Here is a 13,347-nt window from a genome sequence, read left to right as displayed (position 1 = left end):
CAAATCAGGGCGCCCTGCCCGCTCTCGCCGGCCTCAGTCGAGCGCCTCGGGGTCGCGGAACCTCAACAACAGCGGCAGGAAGCCTGCCACCTGCAGCAGGATGAGCCCACCGAACGCATACTGCAGCGCACTCACCATGTCGTGACCGTGGGCGCGCAGTGCATCGAGCGCGTGGCCGAGGCCCCACTGCACCGCGAATGCGCCAGCGAAGGCCATGAGATTCAGCGCCGTACTGACGCGGCCGAACAGCGCCGGCGCGAAGGCGCGGGAGGCCGCCAGATAGCTCTGCGAATTGACTGCGGAGAACAGGCCGAACAGGAACCATGCGACCATCACCGGGCCTGCCGCGAACAGAATCGCAAGCTGCACGAGAATGAGGCAGACATAACCGCCGCGTAGCAGCGCGACCGGCTCGACGCCTCGACGCGCCAGGCGCACGCCAAGCACCCCGATCGAGAGCTGTCCCACCAGATTGCCCAGGTTCAGCACCACGAGCATGCCTGCGGCCTGCGCCAGCCCGAGCTCGTTCACATTCATCAGCCAGGGCACCGCCCACAGGCTCTGCAGCGCCATGAAACCGCCGACGAAGGTTGCTGCCGAGGCAGCGAATCGCAGGAAGGCGGACGATGCGTAGATTCCGGCGAGCACGCGCAGCGCATCTCCCATGCTGCCGCGTGCTTCCTGCACCGGCACATCGGGCAGGCTGCGGAAAATCGTGAACGACGCGACCAAGGCGACGACGGCAATGATCCAGAACGCGCCACGCCAGCCGAGAACAGGCAGCGCCGCCTCCAGCGGCATGCTCGCCGTCAGCGCGCCGAGCGCGCCTGCCGCCATGATGAATCCGGTCATCGAGCTCTGGCGCTCGCGCGGGTACCACAGCGCGAAACCCTTCAGCGCTGCCATCAGGCACGCCGACACGCCGAGCCCGATCAAGGCGCGCCCGAAGCCGAGCATCTGCAGACTGTCGCCGAGCGCGAAAATCGCCGCACCAATGGCAGTGATCAGCAGCAGCAGCGCCTCGACCCGGCGCGGTCCGAAACGATCGAGCGCGATCCCCACCGGTATCTGCGCCAGCCCGAAAGCAAGGAAGTAGGTGCTGGTAAGCAGGCCCAGATTCGCCGCCGACAGATCGAACTCGGCCGTCAGCGCGGGAGAGATCACCGCGTTGACGGTGCGCAGCAGGTAGGACAGGTAATAGCCGAGCGCGAACGGAAGGAAGATCCGCCCCCATCGGCTGGGCATCCCGCTCGATTGCATCCGGGCGTATTCCATCGCGAAAAAAGCCGCATTGTGCCTGCCGCGGCGCACGCAGGCGAGCCCGAGCATGGGCAGCCGCCGACGTGGATCGGCCACCCGAGATGGTCGACTTGACTCGTATCAATGCCTTCTGATCGAGCGCGCGGAAAATGCGTGCGACAAACCCCCCGGAGCGGAACATGACCTCGATCGCCGAACTGATGACGCACGACCACCGCAGTTGCGACCACGATTTCGCCCGGGCCGAGACCCTCGCGCACAAGAAGGACTGGAACGCGGCTGCGCTGGCGCTCGAGGCCTTCACGACCGGACTGGAAGCCCATTTTCAGGCCGAGGAGCAGGAGTTGTTCCCGCGCTTCGAGGCGGTGACCGGCATGACGCAGGGGCCGACCCAGGTGATGCGTGGCGAACACGCCGAGATGCGCACGACGTTGGCACAGTTGCACGCCGCACTTGCCAGTCGTGACCTCGACGAATTCGCGGGCGAGGCCGAAACCCTGTTGATCATGATGCAGCAGCACAACATGAAGGAAGAGAACATCCTTTACCCGATGTGCGACCTGCGTCTGGGCGGCGAGCGTGACGCACTGGTGGACACACTTTCCAACAGACTCGCCCCGGAGCACGCAGCATGAGCACAAAGACTGTCGACGCGCGCGGCCTCGAACCGCCAGAGCCTTTCGAGCGCGCCATGGAAGCCATTGCCGACCTGCCGGCAGGCGGGCAGTTCACCTTGCTGATCGATCGCATGCCGCATCCGCTGCTTCGCATGCTCGAGCGCGATGGCTACCGCCACACGGCCGAGTTTCGCGACGACGGCGCCGTCGAGATCCTCATCAGCCGACCATGAGCAGTGCCAACCCGGGCCTGGCTTACGAGGACACGCCGCCGCTCTCGGCACCGCTGCGATTCTTCCTGACCGCGCCGATCTTCGGCCTGGTCGCCGGCTTGGTATTACTCTTCGATGGCGAACTGCTCGGATCCCGATGGACACCTGGTGCACTGGCGGTGGTCCATCTGTTCGCTGCCGGCTTCATGCTGCACGTCATGCTCGGAGCCCTGCTGCAGATCCTGCCTGTGGTGGCTGGGGCCAGCTTCCCTGCCCCGCTGCGTGTCGCCGGCGCCACGCATGTCCTGCTTGGCTCTGGTGCCACGAGTCTCGCCTTCGGACTCGGTGGCGGCTCACCGCTCGCGATCTTCTCCGGCGGCGTACTGCTCGCATCCGGCCTGTGCATCTTCCTCGCCGCCAGCCTGATCGGCCTTGCACGCGCAGCGCCCGCCCAGGGCGCCAGCCGGACCCCGCGCGATCTGCGCCTCGCCCTCGCGGCGCTTGCACTCACCACCGCGCTGGGAATCGTGCTCGCCCTCGCCCTGGGCCAGGGCCTCGCACTGCCTATCGCACTTCCGACCCTGGTTGACCTGCACGCCGTCTGGGCCTGGATGGGCTGGGGCGGACTCCTGCTCGCGGCAACAAGCTGGGTGGTCGTGCCGATGTTCCAGATCACCCCCGCCTATCCCGCCAACTTCACCCGCTTCTGGGCCCCCGCCACGCTCGTCTCGCTGGTGCTGTGGTCATCCGCCCTGATCGCCGACATCGCCTGGCTCAAGCTCGCGCTTTCCGCCTTGCTGCTCGTCCTGGCCAGCGGATTCGCGCTGCAGACCCTCAAGCTGCAACGCAACTCGCGGCGCAGCACGCCGGACGCGCCCTTCCGGGCATTTCGGCTCGCGATGATCGCCCTGCTCGGCAGCCTGCTCGTGCTGCTCGTCTCGCTGGCCCACGAAGCCCCCCAGTGGCCCGTGCTCGCCGGTGTCCTCGTGCTCCACGGCACCTTCGCCGGCGCCATCAGCGCGATGCTCTACAAGATCGTGCCCTTCCTGACCTGGCTCAACCTGACCCAGGCCCGGATCCGTGCTCCGAACATGAAGAAGCTGCTTCCCGACGTACTGATCCGCAACCAGTTGCGCGTTCATGCCGCGGCGCTGGCTGCATTGCTGCTCTCAGTGCTGGTGCCGGTGATCACTCCACTTGCAGGCTTGCTCGTCACCGTGGAATTCGGCTGGCTGCTGGCGAACCTGCTGCGGGCAGTACGTGCATGGCATCAGGCAGCAAACGCCTGAAAGGCGCATGAACAAAAGCACGAAATACGTTTGACGCGGCGAAAAGGACTCTGTATAGTTCGCGGCTCTCGGGGTGTAGCGCAGTCCGGTAGCGCGCTTGCTTTGGGAGCAAGATGTCGGGGGTTCGAATCCCTCCACCCCGACCAGCTCACACTCCGATTGCCCGCGGGAATCTGCCCGTAGCTCAATTGGATAGAGCACCAGCCTTCTAAGCTGGGGGTTGCAGGTTCGATCCCTGCCGGGCAGGCCAGGACAAGTTTCAAGGGCTTCGGTATTTCCGGGGTCCTGCAGTGGCGGCATTAGCTCAGTTGGTAGAGCATTGGATTGTGGCTCCAAAGGTCACCGGTTCGAAACCGGTATGTCGCCCCACAAAATGGAAGACTTACCTCAAATCCGCGAGAGCGGAGAAAGCCCAGGTAAGCAGAAAAACCCACCCTAAGCGGTGGGTTTTTCGTTTGTGGACACTTTGCTTACTGTTCTGTTTCTACCAACAGCGGCACTCCACACCTCTCCTTTCCCCCCCGCTCGCATGGCAATTCGGGCTGTGCGCCTTGGCGCGCAAGCGTCCGGGTGCGGAACACGCGTGTCACGAATCCGTCGCATTGCTCATTTAGCTTGCGGGGATGGCTCCCTATCCGAACCGCGACCAACTGGTCATCTTCGACGCCGATGGCACCACCATCGACGCCTTCCATGCCATCGAGCAGAGCTTTCTGCGCCACGGCATGGCCATCGGCGATCTGGAGCGCTTCCAGAAACGGCGCAAGCTCTTCAAGTATCTCGGCGGGCTGCGTGAGTTCCCGAACAACCTGCGCCACCAGTTCGGCAAGCAGAACCGCAAGCGCCTGCTGGCGACGCTGACCGACTTCTATCGCACCGAGGCCAGCCTCTACCCCGGCATCGCCCCCCTGCTCCAGGCCCTGCTCGCCGAGCCACAGGTGCGCGTCGGCCTGGTCACGCGCAACGTCACGGTCGATCCGAAAGAGACGCTCCGACTCCTGTTCGCGCGCCACGACATCGACATCGACGCCTTCGACCATTTCGCCTGCCTCCCGCTGGGTGGGGACAAGACGCCCTCGTTCCGGGACGCGCGCGAGCGCATGGCGATCAACCCGGCGCGCTGTTACGCCTGCGGCGATGAATACAGCGATTACGTCGCCGCGATCGGTGCCGGCATGTACCCCTTCATCGTCGCCTACGGCGCGGAGGATCGACTGCGCCTGCGCAAAGCCCTCGGCGTGCCCGACGACTTCATCCACGCCTCACCCGCCGAGTTCGCGGGAAAGCTGTTGCACACCCTCGGACTACCTCAAGCGCTCCCGAGCACCGCGGCGGGAACAGAAATCGGCGGCGGATCGGTACCCGGCCAGCCCGGCGGGGACGAAGGATGAGCACGAAAAAGATCGACCTTATCTACTTCAACGCCGGCGGCGGCCACCGCGCCTCGGCGCTGGCCCTGGAGGCGGCGCTGCACCGGCAGGCGCCGCGCCGGCACGCCCCGTCCTGGCAGGTGCGCCTGGTCAATCTCTTCGAGGTGCTCGATCCGCAGGACAAGTTCCGCGCGGTCACCGGTAGCGGGCCGGAGGACTGGTACAACAAGCGCCTGGCGCGCGGGTGGACGCTGGGCATGACGCAGGAGCTGAAGCTCCTGCAGGCCGCCATCCGCCTTGGTCACCCTTTGCTGGTCCGGCAACTGCAGCAGCACTGGCTGCGCACCGAGCCCGATCTGGTGGTGTCGCTGGTGCCGAACTTCAACCGCGCGCTCTACCAGAGCGTGGCCTCGGCGCTGCCCGGGGTGCCCTACGTCACCCTGCTCACCGACCTCGCCGACCTGCCGCCGAACTTCTGGATCGAGGCCGACCAGCCCCAGCACTTCATCTGCGGCACACCACGCGCCGCGGAACAGGCGCGCATGCTCGGCCACGACGCGGCGCGCATCCACAGCACATCGGGGATGATCATCCGGCCCGAGTTCTACCAGCCGATCACGGTCGATCGCGCCGAGGAACGATCGCGTCTGGGCCTGGACCCGAAGCGCCCCACCGGGCTCGTGCTGTTCGGCGGCCACGGCTCGAAGGCGATGCTCGGCATCGCGCAGCGCCTGGCGGCGGCGACGCAGTTGATCCTGATCTGCGGCCACAACAAGGCGCTCGCCGCGCGCCTGCGCCAGCTCCCGCAAGTAGCACCGCGCCTGGTGGTGGAGTTCACCTCCGACATCCCCTACTACATGCGCCTGGCGGATTTCTTCATCGGCAAGCCCGGACCCGGCAGCATCAGCGAGGCCGTGCAGCAGGGCCTGCCGGTGATCGTCGTCGACAACGCGTGGACCATGCCGCAGGAGCGCTACAACGCCGAATGGGTGCGCGAGAACGGGCTGGGCGTGGTGCACGGCAGCTTTCGCACCATCGACCGCGCGGTGGCACAGCTCCTGAGCGGTCTCGATGCATTCCAGGCGAGCGTGAGACGGATCGACAACCGGGCATTGTTCGAGGCGCCCGAGATCCTGGGTCGGATTCTGGAGCAGGCTTCGGCGGGCGTGAGCGGAACGGCTCAGGAGGCCGCGCTCGATATCGCATCCTGCTCGTGAGCCCCGCGCGCGCACTTCACAGGATTGAAACCCTGAGTGCGGACACTACGAGACGCCACGAGTCCTTACCAAAGCCCGCTGATCACCGAAGGAGTGTGCATGCCGCTCACGAGCAGAGATGGAAGCCAGTACGCGATCGAGCAATACCGCGATGCCACGCAACGCCTCGCCGGGCTCGCGGGGGTCACCCTGCCGTCGTTCAGGTGCCAGAAATGCCGCCAGAGCCGGGTCGTGAATGGCCGCCGACAAGCCGTGCGGGGTACCTCGCGCTATGGCTACCACTGCGCGGAGTGCGCAGTCCCCCGCAAGGCCTGAGCCGCGCGCCGCATCGAGTCACCTCAGCTTCCCCGCCGCCCGGCCTCGCGCAGCAATTCGTATAGCCGCCCGGGGCCGAGCAGGATGGCCTTGATCTCGGCGCGGATGCGCTCCGACTCGAGCGCCTGCCGGCTCATTGAGGTGAAGGCCGAGAGCGCATCCATCACCGCATCCAGAATGCGCGCATCCAGATCGGGCGAGTTGCCGAACTGCTCCTTGGTGTTGTTCACCGCCTGCTCGATCAGCGTCTCGCATTCCAGCAGCTTGCCCTTGATGGCGTTGTTCACGTAGAGCAGCTTGTCGCCCTCGGTGAGCTCGCCGACGAAGAGCAGGTTCACCCGCGCGATAATCTCGTCGAGCGCGGCCTTCTGCTTGTCGCGCACCTCGCCGCCGCCGGGGCCGCTGGGCTTGAGCTTGTACTCGCCCTGCCCCGCGTCCAGCGCCAGGCGGCGGGTGCCGAGGTTCTTCAGCGTGTAGTGCGTCAGCGCGAGCGAGGACAGGTCGACGGTCTCGCTCTCGCGGCCGAAGTCGAGCACCTTGTGCAGCAGGCCGAAGAAGATCGCGCGCTTCTCGATGTCGGTGTTGCCGTAGTTGAAGATCTGCGACAGGAAGCCATACAGGCGCACGTAGGTGGCGATGTCGCGCTTGAAGAGGACGAGCGCGTCGAGCTCGAGCTTGGCGGCGTGAGCGTCGGGGCTGCCCTTGTCCGCGTCGCGCAGCCGGCGCCGGGCGGCGGCGTGGCGCTTGATCAGGCGGTCGGCCACCGGCACCAGGGCGCGGTCGAGCGCGGACTGCTTGTTGTCGTGCAGGGCCACCTCGACCACGCGATCGACCTCGAAGCTGTCGTAGAAGCCCAGCCCGTCAAGCTTTGCGCGCAGGGTGTAGATCTGCTCGGGGTCGCTCACGCCGGCCAGCTCCGCGGTGGTGTGATAGACGCGGAAGGCGGCGAGGACCTCGTCGGGGTCATTGACGAAGTCGACCACGTAGGTGGTGTCCTTGCCCGGGTGCGCGCGGTTCAGGCGCGACAGCGTCTGCACCGCCTGGATGCCGGCCAGGCGCTTGTCCACGTACATGCCGCACAGCAGCGGCTCGTCGAAGCCGGTCTGGAACTTGTTGGCCACCAGCAGGATGGCGTAGTCGCCGCCCTTGAAGGCCTCGCGGATGCCGCGGCCGCGCAGGCGCGGGTTCATCAGCGCGCTGGTCTCGGCGAGCGGTTCGGGCGCGGATTCGGGGTCTTCCACCTCGCCCGAGAACGCCACCAGGGTCTCGATGCGGTAGCCGTGCTCGTCGATGTACTTGCGCATCGCCAGTTGCCAGCGCACCGCCTCCTTGCGGCTGGCGGTCACCACCATGGCCTTGGCCTGGCCGCCGAGCAGCGGCGCCACGTGCGCTCGGAAGTGCTCGACCACGATGTGCACGCGCTGGGCGATGTTGTACTCGTGCAGCCGCACCCAGCCCATGATGCCCTTCATGGCGGTGTCGCGATCGACCTCGGAGTACCTGGCCCCGCCTTCGTGCGCCAGGTTGAAGGCGACCTTGTAGCTGGTGTAGTTCTGCAGCACGTCGAGGATGAAGCCCTCCTCGATCGCCTGCCGCATCGAATACACGTGGAAGGGCGCGGGCAGGTTTTCATCAGCGGGCGGGCGCGATGGGTCGGGCCGCGTGCCGAAGAGCTGCAGCGTCTTGTCCTTGGGCGTGGCGGTGAAGGCGACGAAGGTGATGCCCAACCGAGTGTTGTCAAATGAGCCCGCCGCCTTGGCCTGCATCTGCGCGGCGAGGATGTCCTCAGTGCTAATCTCGCCGCCGTCCTCCAGCTCGGCGAGCTCCGCCGGCGACAGCACTTCCTTCAACTTGGCGGCGGTCTCGTTGGTCTGCGAGGAATGCGCCTCGTCGGCAATCACCGCAAAGCGCTTGCCCTCGGTCGCCGCCAGCTCGCGCACCTTGTCGAGCGCGCGGGGAAAGGTCTGCAGCGTGCACACCACGATCTTCTTGCCGGCGGCGAGCGCCTCGGCCAGCTCCTGGCTCTTGCTCGCGCCCTCGCCCTTCACCACCGCGACCACGCCCTGGGTGCGCTCGAAGCCCATGATGGCTTCCTGCAACTGGTCGTCGAGCACGGTGCGGTCGGACACCACCACCACCGTGTCGAAGACCTTGCGATTGTCCGCGTCGTGCAGGTCGGCGAGGAAGTGCGCGGTCCACGCGATCGAGTTGGTCTTGCCCGAGCCCGCCGAGTGCTGGATCAGGTACTTGTCGCCCGGGCCGTCGCGGCGCACCGCGGCGACGATGGCGCGGGTGGCGTCGAGCTGGTGGTAGCGCGGGAAGATGGTGTTGACGAGCTGCCGGGCGTCGTTCTTTCTCGGCACGATGTAGCGGCCGAGGATCTCCAGCCACGAGTCGCGCGCCCATACGTCTTTCCACAGGTAGTCGGTGGCGTAGCCCGCCGGGTTGGGCGGATTGCCGGCGGCACCGGCGTCACCCATATCGAAAGGCAGGAACACGGTGTCGAAGCCGTCGAGCTTCGTCGTCATGCGCACCGCCGAGTTGCTGAGCGCGAAATGCACCAGCGCGCCCTGCGGAAAGGCCAGCAGCGGCTCGACCGCGTTGCTGCCCGCCACCCGCGGCGGGCGGTCCTTGCGGTACTGCAGCACGGCGTCGTCCACCGCCTGGGTGTAGTCGGTCTTGATCTCGCAGGTCGCCACCGGAATGCCATTGAGGAACAGCCCGAGGTCGATGCAGTTTTCGTGGTGCAGCGAATAGCGCAACTGCCGCACCACGCGCAGGCGGTTGGCGGCGTACTTGGCCTGCAGCTCGGCGTTCATCGCCAGCGCGGGGCGAAACTGCGCCATCAGGATCGGCCGGCGCAGCCCCAGCATCTCGAAGCCGTGGCGCAGCACGTGCAGCGTGCCGTGGTCGGCGAGCGTGCGGCGCAGGCGCTCGCACACCACCTTGCGCGCGTTGGCGCCGTGTGTCTGCTCGATGCTCGCCCAGGCCTCGGGCTGCGTCGTCTGGATCCAGCCCACCACGTCGTCGGGGAACAGCGCCAGCGCGCGGTCGTAGCGCGCGGCGTCGGCTGCGTCGTGCAGCCAGTCGGCGGCGGCGAGGTCGTGGCAGATCTCGTCTTCGAGGGCTTTTTCGGTGTGGAGGGCGGTCATCGGAATTCCGGTACGCGAGTCAATGGGCCAGAGCATAGGCCAGACCGAGACGAGCGCTTGCAGCGCCCAGGCGCCTGTCGCGCGTCCACAGCCTGGTTCCGGGCGCCAGCATCACGGCGGCCAGCAGATGCGCATCGATGTAACCGATGCCCAGCCCGAAAAGCGCACGGGCGTCGATGAAGCGGCGCACCTCATCGTCCGTCGCGGCCGCCGCCAGCGGCAGATCGCTCATCGCACCCAACACGGCAGCACGGTTCTTCACGTTACCCAGCGCGACTTCGCCCAGCACATACGGATGCGTCAGCACCCTCCCCGCGGTGAGAAGCCCGGACAGGTGTTCATCCGATCCGCGCAGGTGATCGATCCAGATCGAGGTATCGACAAGGATCATGCAGCGGATTCCGGCTGCCGCCGCGGGATGTCGTTCAGTTGAGGTTCGGATCCACCCAGCAGGGCCAGGCGCCGCGCACTTTCGCGCTGGATCAGCGCACGCAGGGCTTCCCGCACCAGCGTGGATTTCTCGGTCAGCCCGGTCAACGCCTGGGCTTTGGCAAGCAGCTCGTCGTCGAGCGCGAGGGTGGTACGCATGATGGACTCGTTGAGGTGACCTGCTTCAAGATTAGCACCACTTGATGCGCTTATCCGTGCCTTTCAAACCTTCAAGCGATGAGAAAGGCCCCCGGGTGGCAGGCCGTTCATGTGCTGGCCCCCGAACAAGGCTACGGGCGTGTATCGGCCCGATACCGACGATCGCCCCACCTTAGCCCCGCCAGCGCTCGCGTCAGCTCACCCGCGCCGATCTCCCTGCAGCCGCTTGCGTTCTGCCCCGCCCACAAGGGCGAGAAATCGCCGTTTCCAAGGCTCTCGGCCCGCGCGCGCAAAGGCGCCGGTGCGGCCGCGGCAAGCGGGAACTGCGGCGCCTGCGCATTCATCGGGCCGAGCTCGCGCATCAGGCGATTGACGATCCCGCGCGCGGGCCGGCCGGTGAAGAGATTGGTCAGCGCAGTGACGCGGGCCGACTCGCGCTTCAGCGCCGCCCGATGGATCGCGCTCGTCGTCGCTTCCGGACACAGCAGGTAGGCTGTTCCCACCTGCACGCCGGCCGCTCCCAGGTCGAGCGCCGCGCGCACGCCTTGCGCATCCGCGACCCCGCCCGCGGCGATCACCGGCACGCGCAGCGCCTCGACCACCTGCGGCACCAACGCGAAGGTGCCGACCTGGGTGGCGATGTCGTCGTTCAGGAACATCCCGCGATGCCCGCCCGCCTCCAGACCTTGCGCGATGACCGCGTCGACGCCCCGCGCTTCCAGCCAGCGCGCCTCGTCCACGGTCGTCGCCGAAGCGAGGATCCGGGCGCCGGCGTCGCGCACCCGCTTCAACAGCGCGGGCGCCGGGAGGCCGAAGTGGAAGCTGACCACGGCCGGGCGCAACTCGCACACCACATCGGCCATCGCGTCATCGAACGGCAGCCGAGCCGGCCCGGCAGGCTGCGCACCGGCATCGAGGCCGAATTCGGCGTAATAGCCGGCAAAAAGCGCCCGCCACGCCCGTGCCTTGTCCTCGTCGGGTACGGGTGGCGTATGGCTGAAGAAGTTGAGGTTGAAGGGGCGGCTCGTCCCTGCACGCAGGATCTCGACCTGCTTGCACACGGCGTTGGCGTCCAGCATCGCGCACGGCAACGCGCCCAGCCCGCCCGCGTTCGACACGGCGATCGCCAGTGCGCTGTCCTGCACTCCGGCCATCGGCGCCTGGAGGATGGGAAGCTCGATATCAAGGAGGTTTTGTAGCGACATGCTTGCTCCCTGTCATGTTTAGGATTGCTACGACATCGCAATGGCGCGCCGCCGCCGGCAAGCGTAGGCGGCGGAGCAGGGGAAGAAGACGGGGGCAGTGCAATGAAAGACCTGACCCCAGCGCCCTCACACAGGCGTTCGCACACCACCTTGCGCGCGTTGGCGCCGTGGGTCTGCTCGATGCTCGCCCAGGCCTCGGGCTGCGTCGTCTGGATCCAGCCCGTGACGTCGTCCGGGAACAGCGCCAGCGCGCGATCGTAGCGCGCCGCGTCGCCCGCCTCGTGCAGCCAGCCCGCGGCGGCGAGGTCGCGACAGATCTCGTCTTCGAGGGCTTTTTCCACGTGAACAGCGATCATCGGCATCGAGCTAAATGTCGTCTAAGTTGAACGTCATTGTACGCTCCGGCGAGGGCGGCCGACCTCAGGCTTGCCCACGACGCGCGCCCCTGGGCTGTCCGCGAAAATCTGTTAGGTGCTCCATTACGGTTCTTCGCCCTGTCAGCGGCTGAGAGTCTGGACGAAACACAGTAGCCATTCGTTGTGACAGGCTATGGCTACTGGCAATTCGTTCCCTGCAGACTCCGAGACAGGGTCCACCTTCTTCGGTAGCTCGGCTATCTTGTTACCTAGGCGCACTCAGGAGTACTGACCGGTTCAGCGGTGGAGGCTGTTAGTTCCCTGCCCAGTCGAAATCTGCGTGTCGGCCACCCCCTCGTTCCGTAGTCCGTGTGCCTTCCGTTGTATCCGATCAAAACAAAAACGAGCCGGTAGTACAGGTCGAGGCAGACATGGAAGCGATCTAGGTGTTCTTGCAGTGCCCTGCCGTCTTCTTCCAGGACGCTCCCGTGGGCGGCCGCGTTCCTGAGCCCCTTCCAGGCTTTGATGTGGGCCTCGCTCGCGACGCCCTCTGTCGCGAGTCGCCGCAAGGCGTCCGAAACCCTCGGATGCTTTGCGTTACCCAAGCTTGACAGGACGCAGTCTAGTGCCCGAGGGCCGAGCCCAGCTTTCTTCAAAATAGGCTTGGCTTCCTCGGCTTGCTTTACGAACTCGGGATCGGCGTCCGTCTTCGAAAGCAGAGTCTTCTTCACCAGTCCCTCGACGGCCACGGAAAGTACCAGCGAGCTGTTCTCGATGTCGCTCTCGCGGGACCTGAGGATCCGATACCAGTACTGATGCGCCAAACCGCATGCACCCTCCCCAAACTCGCCCTCTTCCCCTGCCCTCGCCATGAACCGCTCCAGAAATAGGTGGGCGTCATCCGATAAATCCCTTTGCGCACTAACTGGAGCAAGCAGCCTCTCGGCGTCGGGCTCGTGAAGCCGGTTCAGCACCTTCGTCGTCTGCTGCTCACCTTCGAAAATTGAGAGGCAAATAGGCTTCAGCCGCCTCCCCACGAGAATGGACAGGCCGCGCAGGAACGCCGCAAAGCGGGGTTCAACTGGGGAGTCCTCGCACTTGAAGGTAAGCCACGCGCCGTCGTCTGTCTTGGCGACCCGCCACTCAAGGCAACCTGCATTCGTTTCGAATCGGTCTAACGACCAGCCCCGCTCTCCCTTCTCGGTAACCGCGTGCCATGGCAGGTCCATTTTTCCTGGAAGAAATGCCACCACCACCGGCCGCTCAACCGGCTTCGACCGCTCCTCTTTCTTCTCGAGAGTCCTCGGTCGCGCGCGCACGTAGGTTCCGTAACCGAAGTCCGTCTCGATTGATATCCGATTCGCCGTCCAGACCGTCCCGTAGGGGTCTCTCCCCTCGAAGTCGTAGTACTGGGAGTCCGGAACCAATTCGCCCGGCGTCAGGTCGTCGTTGAACTGGCGGCTAAACGCCTCCGAATGGTCTACGGGAGCGGCGAACACCCTCAGGAGTATGGATTTGTCTCGCGTCTGCGTGAGAAGTCCCGGCCCCTCGTAGACAATCGGGGAGTCCAATCCGCACTGGCGGAATACGCAATCCGACATGTACATCTCAAAGTCGCCATTTAGCAGGGATTTAACTATTCTTTCCATGTGCTGATTCCAAGAACCGGAAATCTGAGAGGTTGATTCAGCGTAAACAGCACCTGATATCCGGGAGTTTTCAAAGTAAAGCAGCCGAATGAACGCAAGCTGCCTGCCCGCGACAAA

At 65.7% G+C, this 13,347-nt stretch carries 11 protein-coding genes and 3 tRNA genes; 8 read left to right on the top strand and 6 right to left on the bottom strand.

Features of this window, described 5'->3' with window-relative positions; all coding sequences use genetic code 11:
- Positions 1 to 33 precede the first annotated feature (33 nt).
- Complete coding sequence (locus RBT54_RS06940; RefSeq protein ID WP_320365508.1) at positions 34 to 1,245, bottom strand: MFS transporter; 1,212 nt, start codon at positions 1,243 to 1,245, stop codon at positions 34 to 36.
- Positions 1,246 to 1,439: 194 nt separating this feature from the next.
- Between RBT54_RS06940 and RBT54_RS06935 the strand changes: the two genes are divergently transcribed.
- The 8 genes from RBT54_RS06935 (at position 1,440) to RBT54_RS06900 (ending at position 5,965) form a co-directional block, all read left to right on the top strand.
- Complete coding sequence (locus RBT54_RS06935; protein ID WP_320365507.1) at positions 1,440 to 1,895, top strand: hemerythrin domain-containing protein; 456 nt, start codon at positions 1,440 to 1,442, stop codon at positions 1,893 to 1,895.
- A complete protein-coding gene (locus RBT54_RS06930) occupies positions 1,892 to 2,110 on the top strand; it encodes a DUF2249 domain-containing protein (protein ID WP_320365505.1) in 219 nt (72 codons plus the stop codon). The genes RBT54_RS06935 and RBT54_RS06930 overlap by 4 nt, the downstream gene beginning before the upstream one ends.
- Positions 2,107 to 3,378, top strand: coding sequence for a hypothetical protein (locus RBT54_RS06925; RefSeq protein ID WP_320365503.1), 1,272 nt, complete (start codon positions 2,107 to 2,109; stop codon positions 3,376 to 3,378). Before RBT54_RS06930 ends, RBT54_RS06925 begins: the two co-directional genes overlap by 4 nt.
- A gap of 69 nt (positions 3,379 to 3,447) precedes the next feature.
- Positions 3,448 to 3,524 (top strand) — tRNA-Pro (locus RBT54_RS06920).
- A 27-nt stretch (positions 3,525 to 3,551) separates the two neighbouring features.
- A tRNA-Arg gene (locus RBT54_RS06915) sits at positions 3,552 to 3,628 on the top strand.
- Positions 3,629 to 3,671: 43 nt separating this feature from the next.
- Positions 3,672 to 3,747: transfer RNA gene (locus tag RBT54_RS06910), tRNA-His, on the top strand.
- 254 nt (positions 3,748 to 4,001) lie between these two features.
- Positions 4,002 to 4,769, top strand: coding sequence for an HAD family hydrolase (locus RBT54_RS06905; protein ID WP_320365501.1), 768 nt, complete (start codon positions 4,002 to 4,004; stop codon positions 4,767 to 4,769).
- On the top strand, positions 4,766 to 5,965 hold the full coding sequence (locus RBT54_RS06900; RefSeq protein ID WP_320365499.1) for a glycosyltransferase: 1,200 nt from the start codon (positions 4,766 to 4,768) through the stop codon (positions 5,963 to 5,965). Before RBT54_RS06905 ends, RBT54_RS06900 begins: the two co-directional genes overlap by 4 nt.
- Positions 5,966 to 6,303: 338 nt before the next feature.
- On the opposite strand, the gene RBT54_RS06895 is transcribed toward RBT54_RS06900, so the two are convergent.
- The 5 genes from RBT54_RS06895 to RBT54_RS06875 all read right to left on the bottom strand — a co-directional run bounded on the left by RBT54_RS06895 (position 6,304) and on the right by RBT54_RS06875 (position 13,230).
- On the bottom strand, positions 6,304 to 9,432 hold the full coding sequence (locus RBT54_RS06895; RefSeq protein ID WP_320365496.1) for a type I restriction endonuclease subunit R: 3,129 nt from the start codon (positions 9,430 to 9,432) through the stop codon (positions 6,304 to 6,306).
- 19 nt (positions 9,433 to 9,451) lie between these two features.
- On the bottom strand, positions 9,452 to 9,823 hold the full coding sequence (locus RBT54_RS06890; RefSeq protein WP_320365494.1) for a type II toxin-antitoxin system VapC family toxin: 372 nt from the start codon (positions 9,821 to 9,823) through the stop codon (positions 9,452 to 9,454).
- The gene (locus RBT54_RS06885; RefSeq protein ID WP_021250637.1) at positions 9,820 to 10,020 is read right to left on the bottom strand and encodes a type II toxin-antitoxin system VapB family antitoxin; all 201 of its coding nucleotides are present in this window, start codon (positions 10,018 to 10,020) and stop codon (positions 9,820 to 9,822) included. The genes RBT54_RS06890 and RBT54_RS06885 overlap by 4 nt, the downstream gene beginning before the upstream one ends.
- 131 nt (positions 10,021 to 10,151) lie before the next feature.
- Positions 10,152 to 11,225, bottom strand: a complete 1,074-nt coding sequence (locus RBT54_RS06880; RefSeq protein ID WP_320365491.1) for a nitronate monooxygenase — start codon at positions 11,223 to 11,225, stop codon at positions 10,152 to 10,154.
- Positions 11,226 to 11,850: 625 nt separating this feature from the next.
- Positions 11,851 to 13,230 (bottom strand): hypothetical protein, encoded by a 1,380-nt coding sequence (locus RBT54_RS06875; RefSeq protein WP_320365489.1) that lies wholly within the window; start codon positions 13,228 to 13,230, stop codon positions 11,851 to 11,853.
- Between the last annotated feature and the right edge of the window lie 117 nt (positions 13,231 to 13,347).

The organism is Thauera sp., from assembly GCF_034003485.1.
In the GTDB taxonomy this organism is placed as follows: Bacteria; Pseudomonadota; Gammaproteobacteria; order Burkholderiales; family Rhodocyclaceae; genus Thauera.
Note: the sequence above shows the minus strand (reverse complement) of the source record. Positions and strands in the feature narration are given on the sequence as shown.

What these genes read in the sequence shown, in the direction of transcription:
- RBT54_RS06900 (WP_320365499.1), top strand. Translation starts at nt 4,766, where the DNA reads ATGAGCACGAAAAAGATCGACCTTATCTACTTCAACGCCGGCGGCGGC.
- RBT54_RS06890 (WP_320365494.1), bottom strand. Translation starts at nt 9,823, where the DNA reads ATGATCCTTGTCGATACCTCGATCTGGATCGATCACCTGCGCGGATCG.
- RBT54_RS06880 (WP_320365491.1), bottom strand. Translation starts at nt 11,225, where the DNA reads ATGTCGCTACAAAACCTCCTTGATATCGAGCTTCCCATCCTCCAGGCG.
- RBT54_RS06930 (WP_320365505.1), top strand. Translation starts at nt 1,892, where the DNA reads ATGAGCACAAAGACTGTCGACGCGCGCGGCCTCGAACCGCCAGAGCCT.
- RBT54_RS06905 (WP_320365501.1), top strand. Translation starts at nt 4,002, where the DNA reads ATGGCTCCCTATCCGAACCGCGACCAACTGGTCATCTTCGACGCCGAT.
- RBT54_RS06940 (WP_320365508.1), bottom strand. Translation starts at nt 1,245, where the DNA reads ATGCCCAGCCGATGGGGGCGGATCTTCCTTCCGTTCGCGCTCGGCTAT.
- RBT54_RS06875 (WP_320365489.1), bottom strand. Translation starts at nt 13,230, where the DNA reads ATGGAAAGAATAGTTAAATCCCTGCTAAATGGCGACTTTGAGATGTAC.
- RBT54_RS06885 (WP_021250637.1), bottom strand. Translation starts at nt 10,020, where the DNA reads ATGCGTACCACCCTCGCGCTCGACGACGAGCTGCTTGCCAAAGCCCAG.
- RBT54_RS06925 (WP_320365503.1), top strand. Translation starts at nt 2,107, where the DNA reads ATGAGCAGTGCCAACCCGGGCCTGGCTTACGAGGACACGCCGCCGCTC.
- RBT54_RS06895 (WP_320365496.1), bottom strand. Translation starts at nt 9,432, where the DNA reads ATGACCGCCCTCCACACCGAAAAAGCCCTCGAAGACGAGATCTGCCAC.
- RBT54_RS06935 (WP_320365507.1), top strand. Translation starts at nt 1,440, where the DNA reads ATGACCTCGATCGCCGAACTGATGACGCACGACCACCGCAGTTGCGAC.